Source organism: Acidovorax sacchari (assembly GCF_042847045.1).
In the GTDB taxonomy this organism is placed as follows: domain Bacteria; phylum Pseudomonadota; class Gammaproteobacteria; order Burkholderiales; family Burkholderiaceae_C; genus Paracidovorax; species Paracidovorax sacchari.
Map to the genome: position 1 here is coordinate 2,082,692 of NZ_AP035783.1, position 13,344 is coordinate 2,096,035.

Below are 13,344 nucleotides of genomic sequence, written 5' to 3' on the forward strand. Positions count from 1 at the left end.
GCGTGGTCAGACGCCCTGCTTGAGGGAGGCTTCGATGAACACGTCGAGGTCGCCGTCCAGCACCTTCTGGGTGGCGGAGACTTCGACATTGGTGCGCAGGTCCTTGATGCGGCTGTTGTCGAGCACGTAGCTGCGGATCTGGTGGCCCCAGCCCACGTCGGTCTTCGTGTCTTCCAGCTTCTGCTGCTCTTCCATGCGCTTGCGCATCTCGAAGTCGTAGAGGCGCGAGCGCAGGCGCTGCCAGGCGACATCGCGGTTGCTGTGCTGGCTGCGGCCATCCTGGCACTGCACGACGATGCCGGTCGGGATGTGCGTCAGGCGCACGGCCGAATCGGTCTTGTTGATGTGCTGGCCGCCCGCGCCCGAGGCGCGGAAGGTGTCCGTGCGCACGTCGGCCGGGTTGATGTTGATCTCGATCGAGTCGTCGATCTCGGGATAGACGAACAGCGAGGCGAAGCTCGTGTGGCGGCCACCGGACGAATCGAACGGGCTCTTGCGGACCAGGCGGTGCACGCCGGTCTCGGTGCGCAGCAGGCCGTAGGCGTACTCGCCCTCGATCTTGATCGTGGCGCTCTTGATGCCGGCCACGTCGCCCGGGGTCTCGTCTTCCACCGTGGCCTTGAAGCCCTTGCGCTCGGCGTACTTGAGGTACTGGCGCAGCAGCATGCCGGCCCAGTCGCAGGCTTCGGTGCCACCGGCGCCGGCCTGGATGTCGACGAAGCAGTTCAGCGGGTCGGCCTCGTTGCTGAACATGCGGCGGAACTCCAGTTCCTCGATCAGCGGGCGCAGCTTGCCGGCCTCGGCCTCGATGGTGAGCAGGCCGGCCTCGTCGCCTTCTTCCTTGCTCATCTCATACAGCTCGGCGTTGTCCGCCAGCTCGCGCGTGAGCTTGTCGAGCGTGACGACGACGGCGGAGAGGGACTTCTGTTCCTTGCCCAGTTCCTGGGCCTTCTTCGGGTCGTTCCAGACGGAGGGGTCCTCCAGCGAGGCGTTTACCGTGCGCAGGCGTTCGAACTTGGCATCGAAGTCAAAGATACCTCCGTAACTCTTGCGTGCGCTGCGAGAGGTCTTCGAGGGTGGTGCCGATGAGGTTGATGCGTTCTGCGTCCATGGTGCTGTCCTGTCCTGCGGTTCGTTGGTGTAACCGCCGATTTTCTCATGGGCGCGGGACCGGGCCTCTCCAATGTCCCTTCGCGCCCCCGCGCTGCGCACCACGGGGCGGGGCCGGGCAGGGTGTCAGGCCTGCAGGAAGTCCTTGATGAGCCGCGCCACCACGGTCGGCTGGTCGTGGTGCAGCATGTGGCCGGCGTCCTGCACCACCGCGGTGCGGCAGTCGCGCACGTGCTTCAGCCGCCGGTGGTACTCATCCAGCGAATAACGGCCCTTCCACCACTGGGCCATGCTGTCGTCGCTGGCCTCTACCGCGAGCACCGGGGCAGTGATGCCCGCATAAAGCGCCAGCGCTTCTTCGACGCGGTAGAGCTGAGGATTGACCACCTTGTGCGCGGCGTCGCCCAGGATGCGCCAATGGCCCTGGGCATCCGGCTGCGCCCACTCTCGTGCCAGCCATTCGGCCTTGTCGCGGCCCAGGCGGGGGTTGGTCTTCATGAGCCGGCCCGCAACGGCTTCCGCGTTCTCGTAGGCCTTCAGATCCATGCCGCCGGCATCGAGCGTGCGCAGTTCTTCCAGCCACTGCGCATACCGCGCGGGCGCCTGGGCTGGCTCGGTCACCGGCAGGCCGAAACCTTCGAGGTTGACCAGCCGGCGGATGCGGGCGGGTCGCACGCCCGCATAAGACATCGCGATGTTGCCGCCCATGCTGTGGCCGACGAGGTCCACCGGGCCGCCGGGTGCATAGTGGTCCAGCAGCCGGTCCAGGTCGGCGAGGTAGTCGGCGAAGGCGTAGTGGTCGCAGCGCGCGGGCGGCATGCTGTGCCCGAAACCGCGCCAGTCGGGCGCGATGATGCGCCGCGCGCCCGCGAAGTCCGCGCCGAAGGCATCGACCACGAACTGGTAGGACGCACCCACGTCCATCCAGCCGTGCACCATCACGAGGGGCGGTGCTTCGGCCGCGCCGCCGCCGGCGGGCTCCCAGACACGGATGTGGTAGTCGAGGGTGCGGATGGGCAGGCGTTCGCTGCGCGAGGCTCGAAGGGGCTGGTACATCCGCAGATTATTTTCCACGGCGCGACGGCGCGGCAGTCAAGGGTGGGACAAGCGAGGGGCAGGGGGTGGTGCAGAGGGAGGGGGGGAGGCCTGCGCCGGGCACGGAAATCCCTTATTCTCGTCAGCCTCTTTTTTCCGTTCCGCAGGTTGCCATCCATGCAAAAAGTCACGTTGGGCGCGAGCGCGCTCCAGGTCTCTCCCATCTGCCTCGGGACCATGACCTTCGGCGAACAGGTGGGCGAAGCCGATGCCCATGCCATCCTCGACCGCTCTCTGGCGGCCGGCATCGACTTCATCGATACGGCCGAGATGTACGCCGTGCCCGCACGTGCCGAAACCTACGGCGCGACCGAATCCATCATCGGCCGCTGGTTCGCGAAGAACCCGGGCGCCCGCGGCAAGGTCGTGCTCGCCACCAAGGTGGCGGGCCCCTCGCGCGGCATGCCCTGGGTGCGCGAGGGCAAGGGGATGACGGCGGCCGACATCCAGGCCTCCTGCGAAGGCAGCCTGCGCCGCCTGCAGACCGACGTGATCGATCTCTACCAGATCCACTGGCCCGAGCGCCACGTGGCTGCCTTCGGCACCATGTACTACGACCCGCAGAAGGAAACCTCTGCGACGCCCATCCGCGAGCAGCTCGAAGCCCTCGCGAAGCTGGTACAGGCCGGCAAGGTGCGCTACGTGGGCCTGTCCAACGAGACACCCTACGGCGTGCACGAATTCGTGCGGCTGGCCGAGGCGCACGGCCTGCCGCGGGTGGCGACGGTGCAGAACCCGTACTGCCTGATCAACCGCACCTGGGACAACGCGATGGACGAGAGCTGCCATCGCCTGGGCGTATCGCTGCTGGCCTATTCGCCGCTGGGCTTCGGCCTGCTGACCGGCAAGTACGACCAGCACGCGCCGACCGACCCGGGCGCGCCGCAGGGCGCCCGCATCGCCCGCTACGAGTCGGTGCGCAAGCAGCGCTGGGGCCGGCCCGAGGCGCTGGCTGCCGCGCGCCGCTACAACCAGCTGGCCCGCGACAACGGCCTGACACCGACGCAGATGGCGCTGGCCTTCTGCTACCGCAACTGGCGGGTGGCCAGCACCATCATCGGCGTGACCTCCCTGGCCCAGCTGGAAGAGGACATCGCCGCCTGGAACACGCAGCTGTCGCCCGAACTGCTGGCGGCCATCGACGCGATCCGCTGGGACATCCGGGACCCGGCGCTGTGAGCCGCAAGGACCGGGCCGGCGTCCACGTCAGCGAAACGCCGGCCACGCAGTTCCTGCGCCGCCACGGCGTGGCGTTCACCGAGCATCCCTACGAGTACGTGGAACATGGCGGCACGGCCGAGTCGGCGCGCCAGCTGGGGCTGGACGAGCACATGGTCGTCAAGACGCTGGTGATGCAGGACCAGGACGCCCGGCCGCTGATCGTGCTCATGCACGGCGACCGCAAGGTGTCCACCAAGAACCTGGCGCGCCAGATCGGCGCCAAGTCGGTGGAGCCGTGCAAGCCCGAGGTGGCGAACCGCCACAGCGGCTACCTCGTCGGCGGCACCTCGCCCTTCGGCACGCGGCGCGAGATGCCGGTGTACATCGAGGAGACCATCCTGGCGCTCCCGCGCATCGCGATCAACGGGGGGCGCCGGGGCTTCCTGGTGCAGCTCGATCCCGCCGTCTGCGTGCAGAGCCTGGGCGCCCGGACCGTGCAGTGCGCGCTGGCAGAATAGCCGGCCCGTGCGCGGCGGCCGACGCCGCGCCCCGCTCCACCACAAGGACACGATCTTGACCGCCGTCTATTCCCTCCTGGCCACGCTCGCCGCCTACCTGCTGGGCTCGCTCTCCTTCGCCGTCATCGTGAGCCGCGCGATGGGGCTCAGCGATCCACGCACCTACGGGAGCAAGAACCCGGGCGCCACCAACGTGCTGCGCTCGGGCAGCAAGGCGGCCGCGGTGGTGACGCTGCTGTTCGACGCGCTCAAGGGCTGGCTGCCGGTGGTGCTGGCCCAGGCGTTCGGCCCGCGCTACGGGCTGGGGGACGGCACGGTCGCGCTCGTGGGGCTGGCCGCCTTCCTGGGCCATCTCTGGCCTGTGTTCTTCCGCTTCGAGGGGGGCAAGGGCGTCGCCACGGCCCTGGGCGTGCTGATGGGCGTGAGCGTCTGGCTGGGCCTGGCCACGCTGCTCACCTGGATCATCATCGCGTTCTTCTTCCGGTATTCTTCGCTGGCCTCGCTGGTCGCGGCGGCCTTCGCGCCGCTCTACTACGTGCTCGGCGGCGGCGTGGCCTGGTATGCCGAGCCGCCGGTGGGCGTGGCCATCACCGCCATGTCGGCGCTGCTCGTCTGGCGCCACCGCGAGAACATCCGCCGCCTCGTCGCCGGCACCGAATCGCGCCTGGGCCGCAAGGGCAAGTCCTGATCAGCGGGGGGCGCCGGGCGCGCCCACCAGCCCGGCGATGCCGCGGTACTGGCGGGCCGCATAGAGTCCCAGGCGCACCAGCAGGCGGTGGTCCAGTTCCACCTGCACGGCCGAGCGCGCCAGGGCCGACTGGATGCGCGGGCGCCCCGTGGCCGTCTGGTGCAGCGCGGGCTGGCGCCTCTGCTCTCCCTGGCGGTCGATCACGCTGGCCACCAGCGGTGAATTGATCTTCTCGCTGCGGCGCAGCACCAGCGCGGTCTCGCCATTGTCCAGCCGCACGAAGGTACCCGGCGGGCACAGCCCGACGGATCGCACGAGCGCATACGTGACCTCGTCCCGGCGCTCGTCGTCGTGGCCCACGATGGCGCGCACCGAATCCGTGGCACTGCGCCCCGCCCGGGACTTGCGGGGGCTGATCATGGCCGCGTAGCGGTCGATCGTGCCCAGGATGCGGGTGAGCCGCCGCGCCGCCGGCAGGGTGGCCAGCGCGCGCGCATCGCCCTCGGCGAGTGGCGCATGGTGGTGCCCCACCACTTCGAGCCACAGCGTGTCGCCGATGCCCAGCTGCTCCAGCAGGACCCGGCTGCGCCGGGGATGTTCGTCGATGGATCTCTGCTGGGCGGACGAAGGGCGCTCCCGCTGGTTGGCCAGTTCGTCCTGCAGTGCTGTCATCCCGATGTTCATCGTCATGGCCGCGCGCACCAGGCTGTCGCGTTCGGCGGGCGGCAGTTGCAGCTCGTGCGCGAGGATGTGGCAGAGCGTGCCGCAGACCAGCGCGTGCGAGGCGCTGTAGCCCACGCTGGAGGTGGCCGCGAGCTGGAACATCAGGTAGAGCGCCGCGTCCGTGTCGTGTGCGACGAGGTCCTGCAGCCAGGCGTCGCACTGGCGCATCTTGGCGGCGAAGCCCACCACGCTGCCGGGCCGCGAGAGAAGGACGGACAGCGCGGATTCCAGGTCGGACCACAGGCCGAGCAGGTCTTCGTATTCGCTGTCGGGGCCCTCCGCATGCAGCGCCGCGGGGCGGGATGACGAAGGCGGCGGAAAAGGCATGGCCCTAGTGCCGCTTTTCCAGCACCAGCCGGTCGCCCGACCGGTTCATCTGGAATTCATTGAGGGCGCTGTTGCCCAGCAGCACGTAGGGCATGCCCTGCGGCGTGACGATGGCGTCCACGCCGAATAGCTCCACGTCGCCCAGCCGGAGGGAGTCGAGCCGCAGGCGCCAGCCGCGGGCCGTGCCGTTGGCGGTGCCTATCGCCACGGGCTGGCCGCCGCGGTAGTCCAGGCCCAGTCGATCGGCATCGGGCTGGCCGATGGCCACCGTGCTCGCGCCCGTGTCCACGAGGTACTGCATGCTGCGGCCATTGACCGTGCCGGTGCCCATGAAATGCCCGCGGCCGTCGGCGATGAGCACCACGGTGCGTCCCGTGCCCGCGCCCCGGCTGCCGACACTCACCGGCGCCTCGCCCAGCCGGACGGTGCGGCGTCCGGCGGAAGTTTCCAGCACGGCATCGTCGCCGCCGACGGACACCACCTTCACGCCGCCGATCGATTCGCCCGCGGCCAGCGCGCGGGGCGCTCCGCCATCCACCACCAGCAGCGCCTTGGCGCCCAGGATGCCCGTGAGCGCGATCGACTGGGACGCGGCCGGCAGCGGCGCGAGCCATGCCAGCGCGCAGGCGACGGCGCACGCGCGCACCATGCGCGGCGCCAGGGCCTGGTCGGGGACGTCGGGCAGGGGGGGCACGGCGGGGTGGACAGGCGGCGGGCGGCCCGTCAGTCGCGGAAGTTGTCGAAGGACAGCGGCACGTCGGTGATGTCCTTGCGGATCAGCGCCATCACGGCCTGCAGGTCGTCGCGCTTGGCGCCGGTGACGCGAACTTTCTCTTCCTGGATCGCGGCCTGCACCTTGATCTTGCTCTCCTTGACGAGCTTCTGGATCTTCTTGGCCAGCTCGCTCTCGATGCCGTTGCGCACCTTGATGACCTGCTTGACCTTGTCGCCGCCGATCTTCTGCACGTCGCCCTTGTCGAGGAAGCGGACGTCCACGTTGCGCTTGGTCAGCTTGTTGCGCAGGATGTCCTCGACCTGCTGCAGCTGGAAATCGGCATCGCCGAAGAGGGTGATTTCCTTGTCCTTGATCTCGATGGCGGCGGAGGTGCCCTTGAAATCGAAGCGGGTGCCGATTTCCTTGGCCGAGTTCTCCACGGCGTTCTTCACTTCCACGAGGTTGGCTTCACAGACGGTATCAAAAGAAGGCATGGCTTCGCTCTCGGTATCTCGGGTGGGGGGCCTCGCCCGGCAAGGCCCAAATGCGACAATCCGGTGGATGTTAGTCGAGAAAAACGTCCCCCTGCAGGCCTGCAACACCTTCGGCATCGTGGCGCGCGCCCATACGCTGGTGCGCGCGCGCTCGGCCGACGACGTGCGGGCGCTGCTCGCCGATCCGCAGCTCGGCGCCGGCCCGCTGTTCGTGCTGGGCGGGGGCAGCAACATCGTGCTCACGGGCGACGTCAAGCCCGTCGTGCTCAAGATGGAGATCCCGGGCATCCGCCTGGTCGAGGAAACCCCGCGCGCCTGGATCGTGGAGGCCGGCGCGGGCGTGCGCTGGCACGACGCGGTCGCCTGGACGCTGGAGCACGGTTTTCCGGGACTGGAGAACCTGGCCCTCATCCCCGGCACCGTGGGGGCTGCCCCGGTGCAGAACATCGGCGCGTATGGCGTCGAGCTGCAGGACCGTTTCGACTCGCTGGACGCCATCGACCTCGCCACCGGCCGCTCGTTCTCGCTGGAATCGGCACAGTGCGCCTTCGGCTACCGCGACTCCGTCTTCAAGCACGCGCCTGCCGGCAACGGGGCCGACACCGGCCTGCCCCGGGGGATGGGCCTGGCGGGCCGGGCGGTCATCACCCATGTCCGCTTCCGCCTGCCCAGGCCCTGGAGGCCCGAACTGGGCTACCTGGACCTGGAGCGCAAGCGCCAGGAGGCGGGCGTGGAGCAGCCCACGGCCCGCCAGATCTTCGACTGGGTGTGCGAGGTGCGCCGCGCCAAGCTGCCCGACCCGGCCGTGCTCGGCAATGCCGGCAGTTTCTTCAAGAACCCTACCGTGACGCCGGAGCAGTGCTCGGACATCATCGCGCGCGACCCGAAGATCGTGCACTACCCGATGCCGGACGGCACCATCAAGCTCGCGGCCGGCTGGCTCATCGATGCCTGCGGCTGGAAGGGCAAGACCGTCGGCAAGGCCGGCGTGTACGAAAAGCAGGCCCTGGTGCTGGTCAACCGCGGCCGCGGTGGCGACAGCGTGACGGGCGGCGAGGTGATGACGCTGGCCAGGGCCATCCAGACGAGCGTCTACGAGCGCTTCGGCATCCGGCTCGAACCCGAGCCGGTGGTGGTCTGAGCGGCCGCGCTGCGCGAACCCGCCGGGCCGCTTACCAGGCCATCTCGCCCTTGAGCACCTTGGCGCCCAGTTCGAGCGACGACGCCTCGCCGAGCTGCGGATAGGCCTCCCGCATCGCGCGCACCACGCCCGCGCTGTCCGGGGACTGCTGCAGTGCGGATTCGAACTTCACCAGGTAGCCGCGCGTGAAATCGATCGTGCCGGCATCCAGCGGCGTGCCGGGGGCCATGTGGCCGGGCACGACGGTGCGCGGCTGCAGCGCCTTCATCTCGTCGAGCTGCGCGATCCAGGCCTGGCGCTCGGCGGGCTTCTGCGTATCGGCAGTCCACACGTGCATGTTGCCGAACACGGCCACGTTGCCCAGGATGGCGTGCAGCGAAGGCACCCATACATACGGACGGTGTGCCAGCGGGCCGGTCGTGCCGCGGATCTCGATCGCCTCGCCGTCCACCGTGAGCCGGTCTCCTGCGAGGGCTTCGGGCACGATCGGCTGCGCGGGCGCGTTGGCGCCCATCTTGGGGCCCCAGAACGCCACCTTGGCGGGCAGTTTGGCGGCGATCCTCTCGCGCACCGCCGGCGTGGCGACCACCCTCGCTTGCGGGAAGATCGCCTTCAGCACTTCCGCGCCGAAGTAGTAATCCGGGTCGGCGTTGCTCACGAGGACCGTGGTCAGTGTCTTGCCGCTGTCGAGCACGTTGGCGGCGATGCGGTACGCATCGGCGCGCGTGAAGCCTGCGTCGATCACGACGGCCTCCTTCGGCCCCGTGACCAGGGCCGAGTTCACGAGGAAGCTCGTGGCCGGTGCGTTGACCACCTGGAGCGCCAGTGGCTGCGCGGCCGGCGACGCGGAAGAAAACACGGCCAGCGTGGCGGCGAGCACGGTGGTGCGAAGGGACGGGGAATGGGCGTGTGCGTTCAAGGAAGTCATGGTGTCGTCATCTGAAGAAGTCGCTACAGCAGTCGACTGTATGTTCTTGGATCGATCGAATAAACCCTGCAGAATGCCCATATTTGTTGCCTGGATCGATCGAATCGATGGACCGACTCACTGCCATGCAGGTGTTCGCCGACGTGGCCTCCACCGGCAGCTTCACTGCCACCGCCGAGCGGCTGGACATGTCGCGCGCGATGGTCACGCGCTACGTCGCAGCGATGGAGCGCTGGCTCGGCGCGCGGCTGCTGCAGCGCACGACCCGCCGGGTCACGCTCACCGACGCGGGCGAGCAGTGCCTGCGGCGCTGCCTGCAGATGCTCGACATTGCCGCCGAGGTGGTGGACGAGACCGCACCGTCCGACGGCACGCTGCGCGGCCAGTTGCGCCTGGCCTGCAGCGTCTCGTTCGGCGCGGCGCAGCTCGCGGCGGCCCTGGGCGATTTCCTGGCGCTGCACCCCCACCTCAAGGTCGATCTGGACGCGGGCGAAGGCACGGTGAACCTGGTCGCATCGCGCATCGATCTGGCGATCCGCATCGGCAGCGATCCGGACCCGGCCCTGATCGCGCGGCCGCTCGCCGCGTGCGAATCGGTGCTGGTGGCCGCACCCGGCTACCTGCGGCACGCGGGGCGTCCCGCGCATCCGTCCGAACTGGCCGCCCATGCCTGCCTCGGGCATGCCACCTATGGCCGCAGCCGGTGGCGTTTCTCGTCGGGCGGCGAGTCGGTGGAAGTGCCCGTGACGACGCGCCTGACCGCCAACGACGCGGTGGTGCTGCTGGCCGCCGCCGAGGCCGGCGCAGGCATCGCGCTGCAGCCCGCCTATCTTGCGCGCCCGCGCATCGCTGCCAATGCGCTGGAAGCGCTGCTGCCGCAGTGGCAGCCGCCCGTGCTCACGGTCTATGCGCTCTATCCCTCGCGCCGCCACCTGCCGGCGGCCGTGCGGGCGCTGCTGGATTTCCTGGCCGAGCGCTTCGCAGGGGCGCGCTGGTAGACGCTGCGGCCGCATCCGAAAAGGCTCAGGGCACCGCGTGCCCTGCCGGCGGCGCGCGGAACGCGACCATGAGCCGGTTCCAGCCATTGATGGCGACGATGGCCATCGACAGCTCCACGATCTCCGCCTCGGTGAACTGGGCACGTACTTCGTCGTAGACGCTGTCGGGCACCTGCGAAGAGGCCACCAGCGTGAGCGCCTCCGTCCAGGCGAGGGCGGCGCACTCGCGGGCATCGAACACGCCGGACTCCCGCCAGGCGGCCAGCAGGTGCAGCCGGCGGTCGCTCTCGCCGTGCTCGCGCGCCACGCGGGCGTGCATGTCGATGCAGAAGGCGCAGCCGTTGATCTGCGAGGCACGCATCTTCACCAGTTCGTGCAGCTGCACGGGCAGCTTGCCGGCGTTCACGTGCTTCTGCAGCGCGAACATCGCCTGGTAGCTGGCAGGATGGCGGCGCGGCAGGTCGATGCGCGGGGCGTGGGAGGTGGTCGTGGTCATGAATGGCCTTTCGTCGAGAAGTACAGGTGGAATGGGATGGAGCGGACGCAGGGCCAATGCGCGTGTGGCACGAGTGCCGCCCGGCCCGCGGGTCGGTCAAAGGCCGCGCAGCTTGTCCGGGTTGAGGACCGAATAGATCGCGCGGATGCGCGCGCCGTCGGTCTCGAAGGCCATGACCGACTGCACGGCGCCGCTGTCCGCTTCGCGCACGATCAGGCCGGGTGCGCCATTGACCTCGGCCGCTTCGATGGGTTGCCCCGCCAGGTAGCGGCGCCAGATGCCCGCGGCCAGCCGGGCGAGCGCGCGCGGGCCGTGCAGCACCCTGCTGGCCGCGCGCACGCGGCCGCCGCCGTCGGATGTCCACTGCGCCTCCTCCGAAAACAACGCGAGCAGCTCGGCATGGCTCTGCGTGCGCATGGCTTCCAGAAAGCGCGCGACCAGTGCTCGGCCCGCTTCGGGCGTGGCGGAAAAGCGGGTCCTGCGGGAGCGCACCTGGATGCGGGCGCGGTGCACCAGCTGCCGGCAGGCGGCCTCGCTGCGGCCGAGCACGTGCGCCACTTCGCCGTAGTCGCTGTCGAACACGTCGTGCAGCAGGAAGGCTGCGCGTTCGTCGGGCGTCAGTTGCTCCAGCACCACGAGCAGGGCGATGGACAGGTCGCCCGCCAGTTCCGCGCGCGCATCGGCGGGCGGCGCGGCCTCGGCGCCCAGCCAGGGCTCCGGCAGCCACGGCCCGCGGTAGGCCTCGCGCTCGGCGCGCGCCGAGCGCAGCCGATCCACGCACAGGCGCGTGGTGGTGGCGACGAGCCAGGCCTCCGCCGCCTGGACGCGCTCGGCGGGCGTGGCCTGCCAGCGCAGCCAGACGTCCTGCACGGCGTCCTCGGCGTCGGCGCGCGAGCCCAGCATCCGGTAGGCGATCGCGCCCAGCCGCGCGCGGTGGTGCTGGAACACGGCGGCATGGCCGTCCTGGGCGGAGCCCTGCGTGGACATCGGCGGAATCGGGAAAAAATCGGTGGTCATGCCCTCAAGACGAATGGCGAGCCCGGTTTGTGACGGGCAACCGTGCCGGCCGGTGCTCACGGGCGAAAAAAAGCCGCCCGGCCTGGCGGCGGGGCGGCTTCATGCGGGAGGGCATGCACCACCGCAGGGATGGCACAGCGCTGCCTTCGCTTACTTCCGGTCGCTGTCGTCGCCCAGTTGCGCCAGCGCGGCATTGCCGCCCAGCGACAGCAGGCCCGCCTGCGCATAGACGCCGAGCTTGTCGCGCGTGTCCACGATGTCCAGGTTGCGCATGGTCAGCTGGCCGATGCGGTCGGCGGGGCTGAACGGAGCGTCTTCCACCTTCTCCATCGACAGGCGCTCGGGCGCGTACGTCAGGTTGGGCGATTCGGTGTTCAGGATGGAGTAGTCGTTGCCGCGGCGCAGCTCGAGCGTCACGGTGCCGGTGACGGCGCGCGCCACCCAGCGCTGGGCGGTCTCCCGCAGCATGATGGCCTGCGGGTCGAACCAGCGGCCCTGGTAGAGCAGGCGGCCGAGCTTCAGGCCGTTCATGCGGTACTGCTCGATCGTGTCCTCGTTGTGGATGCCGCTCACCAGGCGCTCGTAGGCGATGTGCAGCAGCGCCAGGCCGGGGGCCTCGTAGATGCCGCGGCTCTTGGCCTCGATGATGCGGTTTTCGATCTGGTCGCACATGCCCAGGCCATGCCGGCCGCCGATGCGGTTGGCTTCCAGGAACAACTCCACCGGGTCGTTGAACTCGACACCGTTCAGGGCCACGGGCTGGCCTTCCTCGAAGCGCACCGAGACTTCCTCGGCCTTGACGACCACGTCGTCCTTCCAGAAAGCGACGCCCATGATCGGGTTCACGATGCGGATGCCGCTGTTCAGGAACTCCAGGTCCTTGGCCTCGTGCGTGGCGCCCAGCATGTTGGAGTCGGTGGAGTAGGCCTTCTCGGCGCTCATCTTGTAGCCGAAGCCTTCCTTCGTCATGAAGGCCGACATCTCGGCACGGCCGCCCAGCTCGTCGATGAAGAGCTGGTCGAGCCAGGGCTTGTAGATCTTGAGCGACGGGTTGGTCAGCAGGCCGTAGCGGTAGAAGCGCTCGATGTCGTTGCCCTTGAAGGTCGAGCCGTCGCCCCAGATGTGGACGTCGTCTTCCTTCATGGCGGCCACCAGCATCGTGCCCGTGACGGCGCGGCCCAGCGGCGTGGTGTTGAAGTAGGTGGCGCCGGCGGTGCGCACGTGGAAGGCACCGGCCTGCAGGGCGGCGATGCCTTCATGGGCGAGTTGCGTGCGGCAATCGACCAGGCGGGCCTTTTCGGCGCCGTATTCCATGGCCTTGCGCGGGATGGCGTCGTAGTCGGGCTCGTCGGGCTGGCCCAGGTTGGCGGTGTAGGCGTAGGGCAGGGCGCCCTTGTTCTTCATCCAGCGCAGGGCCGCGCTGGTATCGAGGCCGCCGGAGAAGGCGATGCCGACCTTCTGGCCGGCGGGGAGGTTCTGGAGGATGGTCGCCATGGAAATCTCGGGTCTTGTCGGGTGCGTCGGTGCGTCAGCGGAAACGGGCTCGGCCGCGGCTCAGCCGAAGTGGCAGATGTAGTGGTAGGCCTCGGCCACGCGGATCTGGAACTTCGAGTTGCCGGGCACGCTGAACTTCTCGCCCTCCCCGGACTTCACCCAGGCATCGGTGCCGTCCAGCTGGTACTCGCAGGCACCGCCCACGCATTCCATGATCTCCGGCGCGCCCGTGTTGAAGGTGAGGGTGGCGGGCAGGATCACGCCGACCGACTTCTTCGTGCCGTCGGGGAAGGTGATGCCGTGGCTCACGCACTTGCCGTCGAAGTACACGTTGGCTCGGGTGGTGACGGACACGCCGTCGATCTTTTCGGTCGTCATGGATGCGCTGCTCTTTGGGAAAAGGGGAGGATGGAGGGCGAAAGCCGAAGATTCTAGAGCG

Annotated in this window: 15 protein-coding genes; 5 read left to right on the plus strand and 10 right to left on the minus strand. The window is 69.3% G+C overall.

The window, feature by feature from the left end:
* Positions 1–6 precede the first annotated feature (6 nt).
* Together prfB and ACGHC0_RS09470 are read right to left on the minus strand one after the other, a co-directional pair.
* A protein-coding gene (gene prfB, locus ACGHC0_RS09465) for a peptide chain release factor 2 (RefSeq protein ID WP_096912838.1) occupies positions 7–1,111 on the minus strand; the annotation gives its coding sequence in 2 pieces (ribosomal slippage) (positions 7–1,029 and positions 1,031–1,111; 1,104 coding nt in all).
* A 125-nt stretch (positions 1,112–1,236) separates the two neighbouring features.
* Positions 1,237–2,166, minus strand: coding sequence for an alpha/beta fold hydrolase (locus tag ACGHC0_RS09470; protein ID WP_415268053.1), 930 nt, complete (start codon positions 2,164–2,166; stop codon positions 1,237–1,239).
* 156 nt (positions 2,167–2,322) lie between these two features.
* On the opposite strand from ACGHC0_RS09470, the gene ACGHC0_RS09475 reads away from it, so the two are divergent.
* Genes ACGHC0_RS09475 through plsY form a run of 3 tightly spaced genes read left to right on the plus strand, consistent with a single transcriptional unit; the run spans position 2,323 to position 4,572 of the window.
* The gene (locus ACGHC0_RS09475) at positions 2,323–3,384 is read left to right on the plus strand and encodes an aldo/keto reductase (RefSeq protein ID WP_368354980.1); all 1,062 of its coding nucleotides are present in this window, start codon (positions 2,323–2,325) and stop codon (positions 3,382–3,384) included.
* The gene (gene ybaK / locus ACGHC0_RS09480) at positions 3,381–3,884 is read left to right on the plus strand and encodes a Cys-tRNA(Pro) deacylase (RefSeq protein WP_415268054.1); all 504 of its coding nucleotides are present in this window, start codon (positions 3,381–3,383) and stop codon (positions 3,882–3,884) included. Before ACGHC0_RS09475 ends, ybaK begins: the two co-directional genes overlap by 4 nt.
* Before the next feature lie 55 nt (positions 3,885–3,939).
* The gene (plsY, locus tag ACGHC0_RS09485; RefSeq protein WP_368354982.1) at positions 3,940–4,572 is read left to right on the plus strand and encodes a glycerol-3-phosphate 1-O-acyltransferase PlsY; all 633 of its coding nucleotides are present in this window, start codon (positions 3,940–3,942) and stop codon (positions 4,570–4,572) included.
* On the opposite strand, the gene ACGHC0_RS09490 is transcribed toward plsY, so the two are convergent.
* From ACGHC0_RS09490 to ACGHC0_RS09500, 3 genes are all read right to left on the minus strand, one after another.
* Positions 4,573–5,622, minus strand: a complete 1,050-nt coding sequence (locus ACGHC0_RS09490; protein WP_368354983.1) for an HD-GYP domain-containing protein — start codon at positions 5,620–5,622, stop codon at positions 4,573–4,575.
* Positions 5,623–5,626: 4 nt separating this feature from the next.
* Positions 5,627–6,271: a retropepsin-like aspartic protease family protein gene (locus ACGHC0_RS09495; protein ID WP_368355613.1), complete on the minus strand. Its 645-nt coding sequence runs from the start codon at positions 6,269–6,271 to the stop codon at positions 5,627–5,629.
* Between the two features lie 74 nt (positions 6,272–6,345).
* Complete coding sequence (locus tag ACGHC0_RS09500) at positions 6,346–6,831, minus strand: YajQ family cyclic di-GMP-binding protein (RefSeq protein WP_368354984.1); 486 nt, start codon at positions 6,829–6,831, stop codon at positions 6,346–6,348.
* 67 nt (positions 6,832–6,898) lie between these two features.
* On the opposite strand from ACGHC0_RS09500, the gene murB reads away from it, so the two are divergent.
* Positions 6,899–7,972, plus strand: coding sequence for a UDP-N-acetylmuramate dehydrogenase (murB, locus tag ACGHC0_RS09505; RefSeq protein ID WP_368354985.1), 1,074 nt, complete (start codon positions 6,899–6,901; stop codon positions 7,970–7,972).
* Positions 7,973–8,003: 31 nt separating this feature from the next.
* Here murB and ACGHC0_RS09510 read toward each other — a convergent pair whose 3' ends face one another.
* Positions 8,004–8,900 carry an MBL fold metallo-hydrolase gene (locus ACGHC0_RS09510; RefSeq protein ID WP_415268055.1) on the minus strand — a complete coding sequence of 299 codons (897 nt, stop codon included), beginning with the start codon at positions 8,898–8,900 and terminating at the stop codon, positions 8,004–8,006.
* Positions 8,901–9,007: 107 nt separating this feature from the next.
* Between ACGHC0_RS09510 and ACGHC0_RS09515 the strand changes: the two genes are divergently transcribed.
* Positions 9,008–9,898, plus strand: coding sequence for a LysR family transcriptional regulator (locus ACGHC0_RS09515; protein WP_415268056.1), 891 nt, complete (start codon positions 9,008–9,010; stop codon positions 9,896–9,898).
* 25 nt (positions 9,899–9,923) lie between these two features.
* On the opposite strand, the gene ACGHC0_RS09520 is transcribed toward ACGHC0_RS09515, so the two are convergent.
* The 4 genes from ACGHC0_RS09520 to ACGHC0_RS09535 all read right to left on the minus strand — a co-directional run bounded on the left by ACGHC0_RS09520 (position 9,924) and on the right by ACGHC0_RS09535 (position 13,283).
* Positions 9,924–10,394, minus strand: a complete 471-nt coding sequence (locus tag ACGHC0_RS09520) for a carboxymuconolactone decarboxylase family protein (RefSeq protein WP_368354988.1) — start codon at positions 10,392–10,394, stop codon at positions 9,924–9,926.
* 96 nt (positions 10,395–10,490) lie between these two features.
* The gene (gene sigJ / locus ACGHC0_RS09525) at positions 10,491–11,411 is read right to left on the minus strand and encodes an RNA polymerase sigma factor SigJ (RefSeq protein ID WP_415268057.1); all 921 of its coding nucleotides are present in this window, start codon (positions 11,409–11,411) and stop codon (positions 10,491–10,493) included.
* Between the two features lie 150 nt (positions 11,412–11,561).
* On the minus strand, positions 11,562–12,905 hold the full coding sequence (gene argG / locus ACGHC0_RS09530) for an argininosuccinate synthase (protein ID WP_107132630.1): 1,344 nt from the start codon (positions 12,903–12,905) through the stop codon (positions 11,562–11,564).
* A 60-nt stretch (positions 12,906–12,965) separates the two neighbouring features.
* Positions 12,966–13,283 carry a pyrimidine/purine nucleoside phosphorylase gene (locus ACGHC0_RS09535; RefSeq protein WP_368354989.1) on the minus strand — a complete coding sequence of 106 codons (318 nt, stop codon included), beginning with the start codon at positions 13,281–13,283 and terminating at the stop codon, positions 12,966–12,968.
* Between the last annotated feature and the right edge of the window lie 61 nt (positions 13,284–13,344).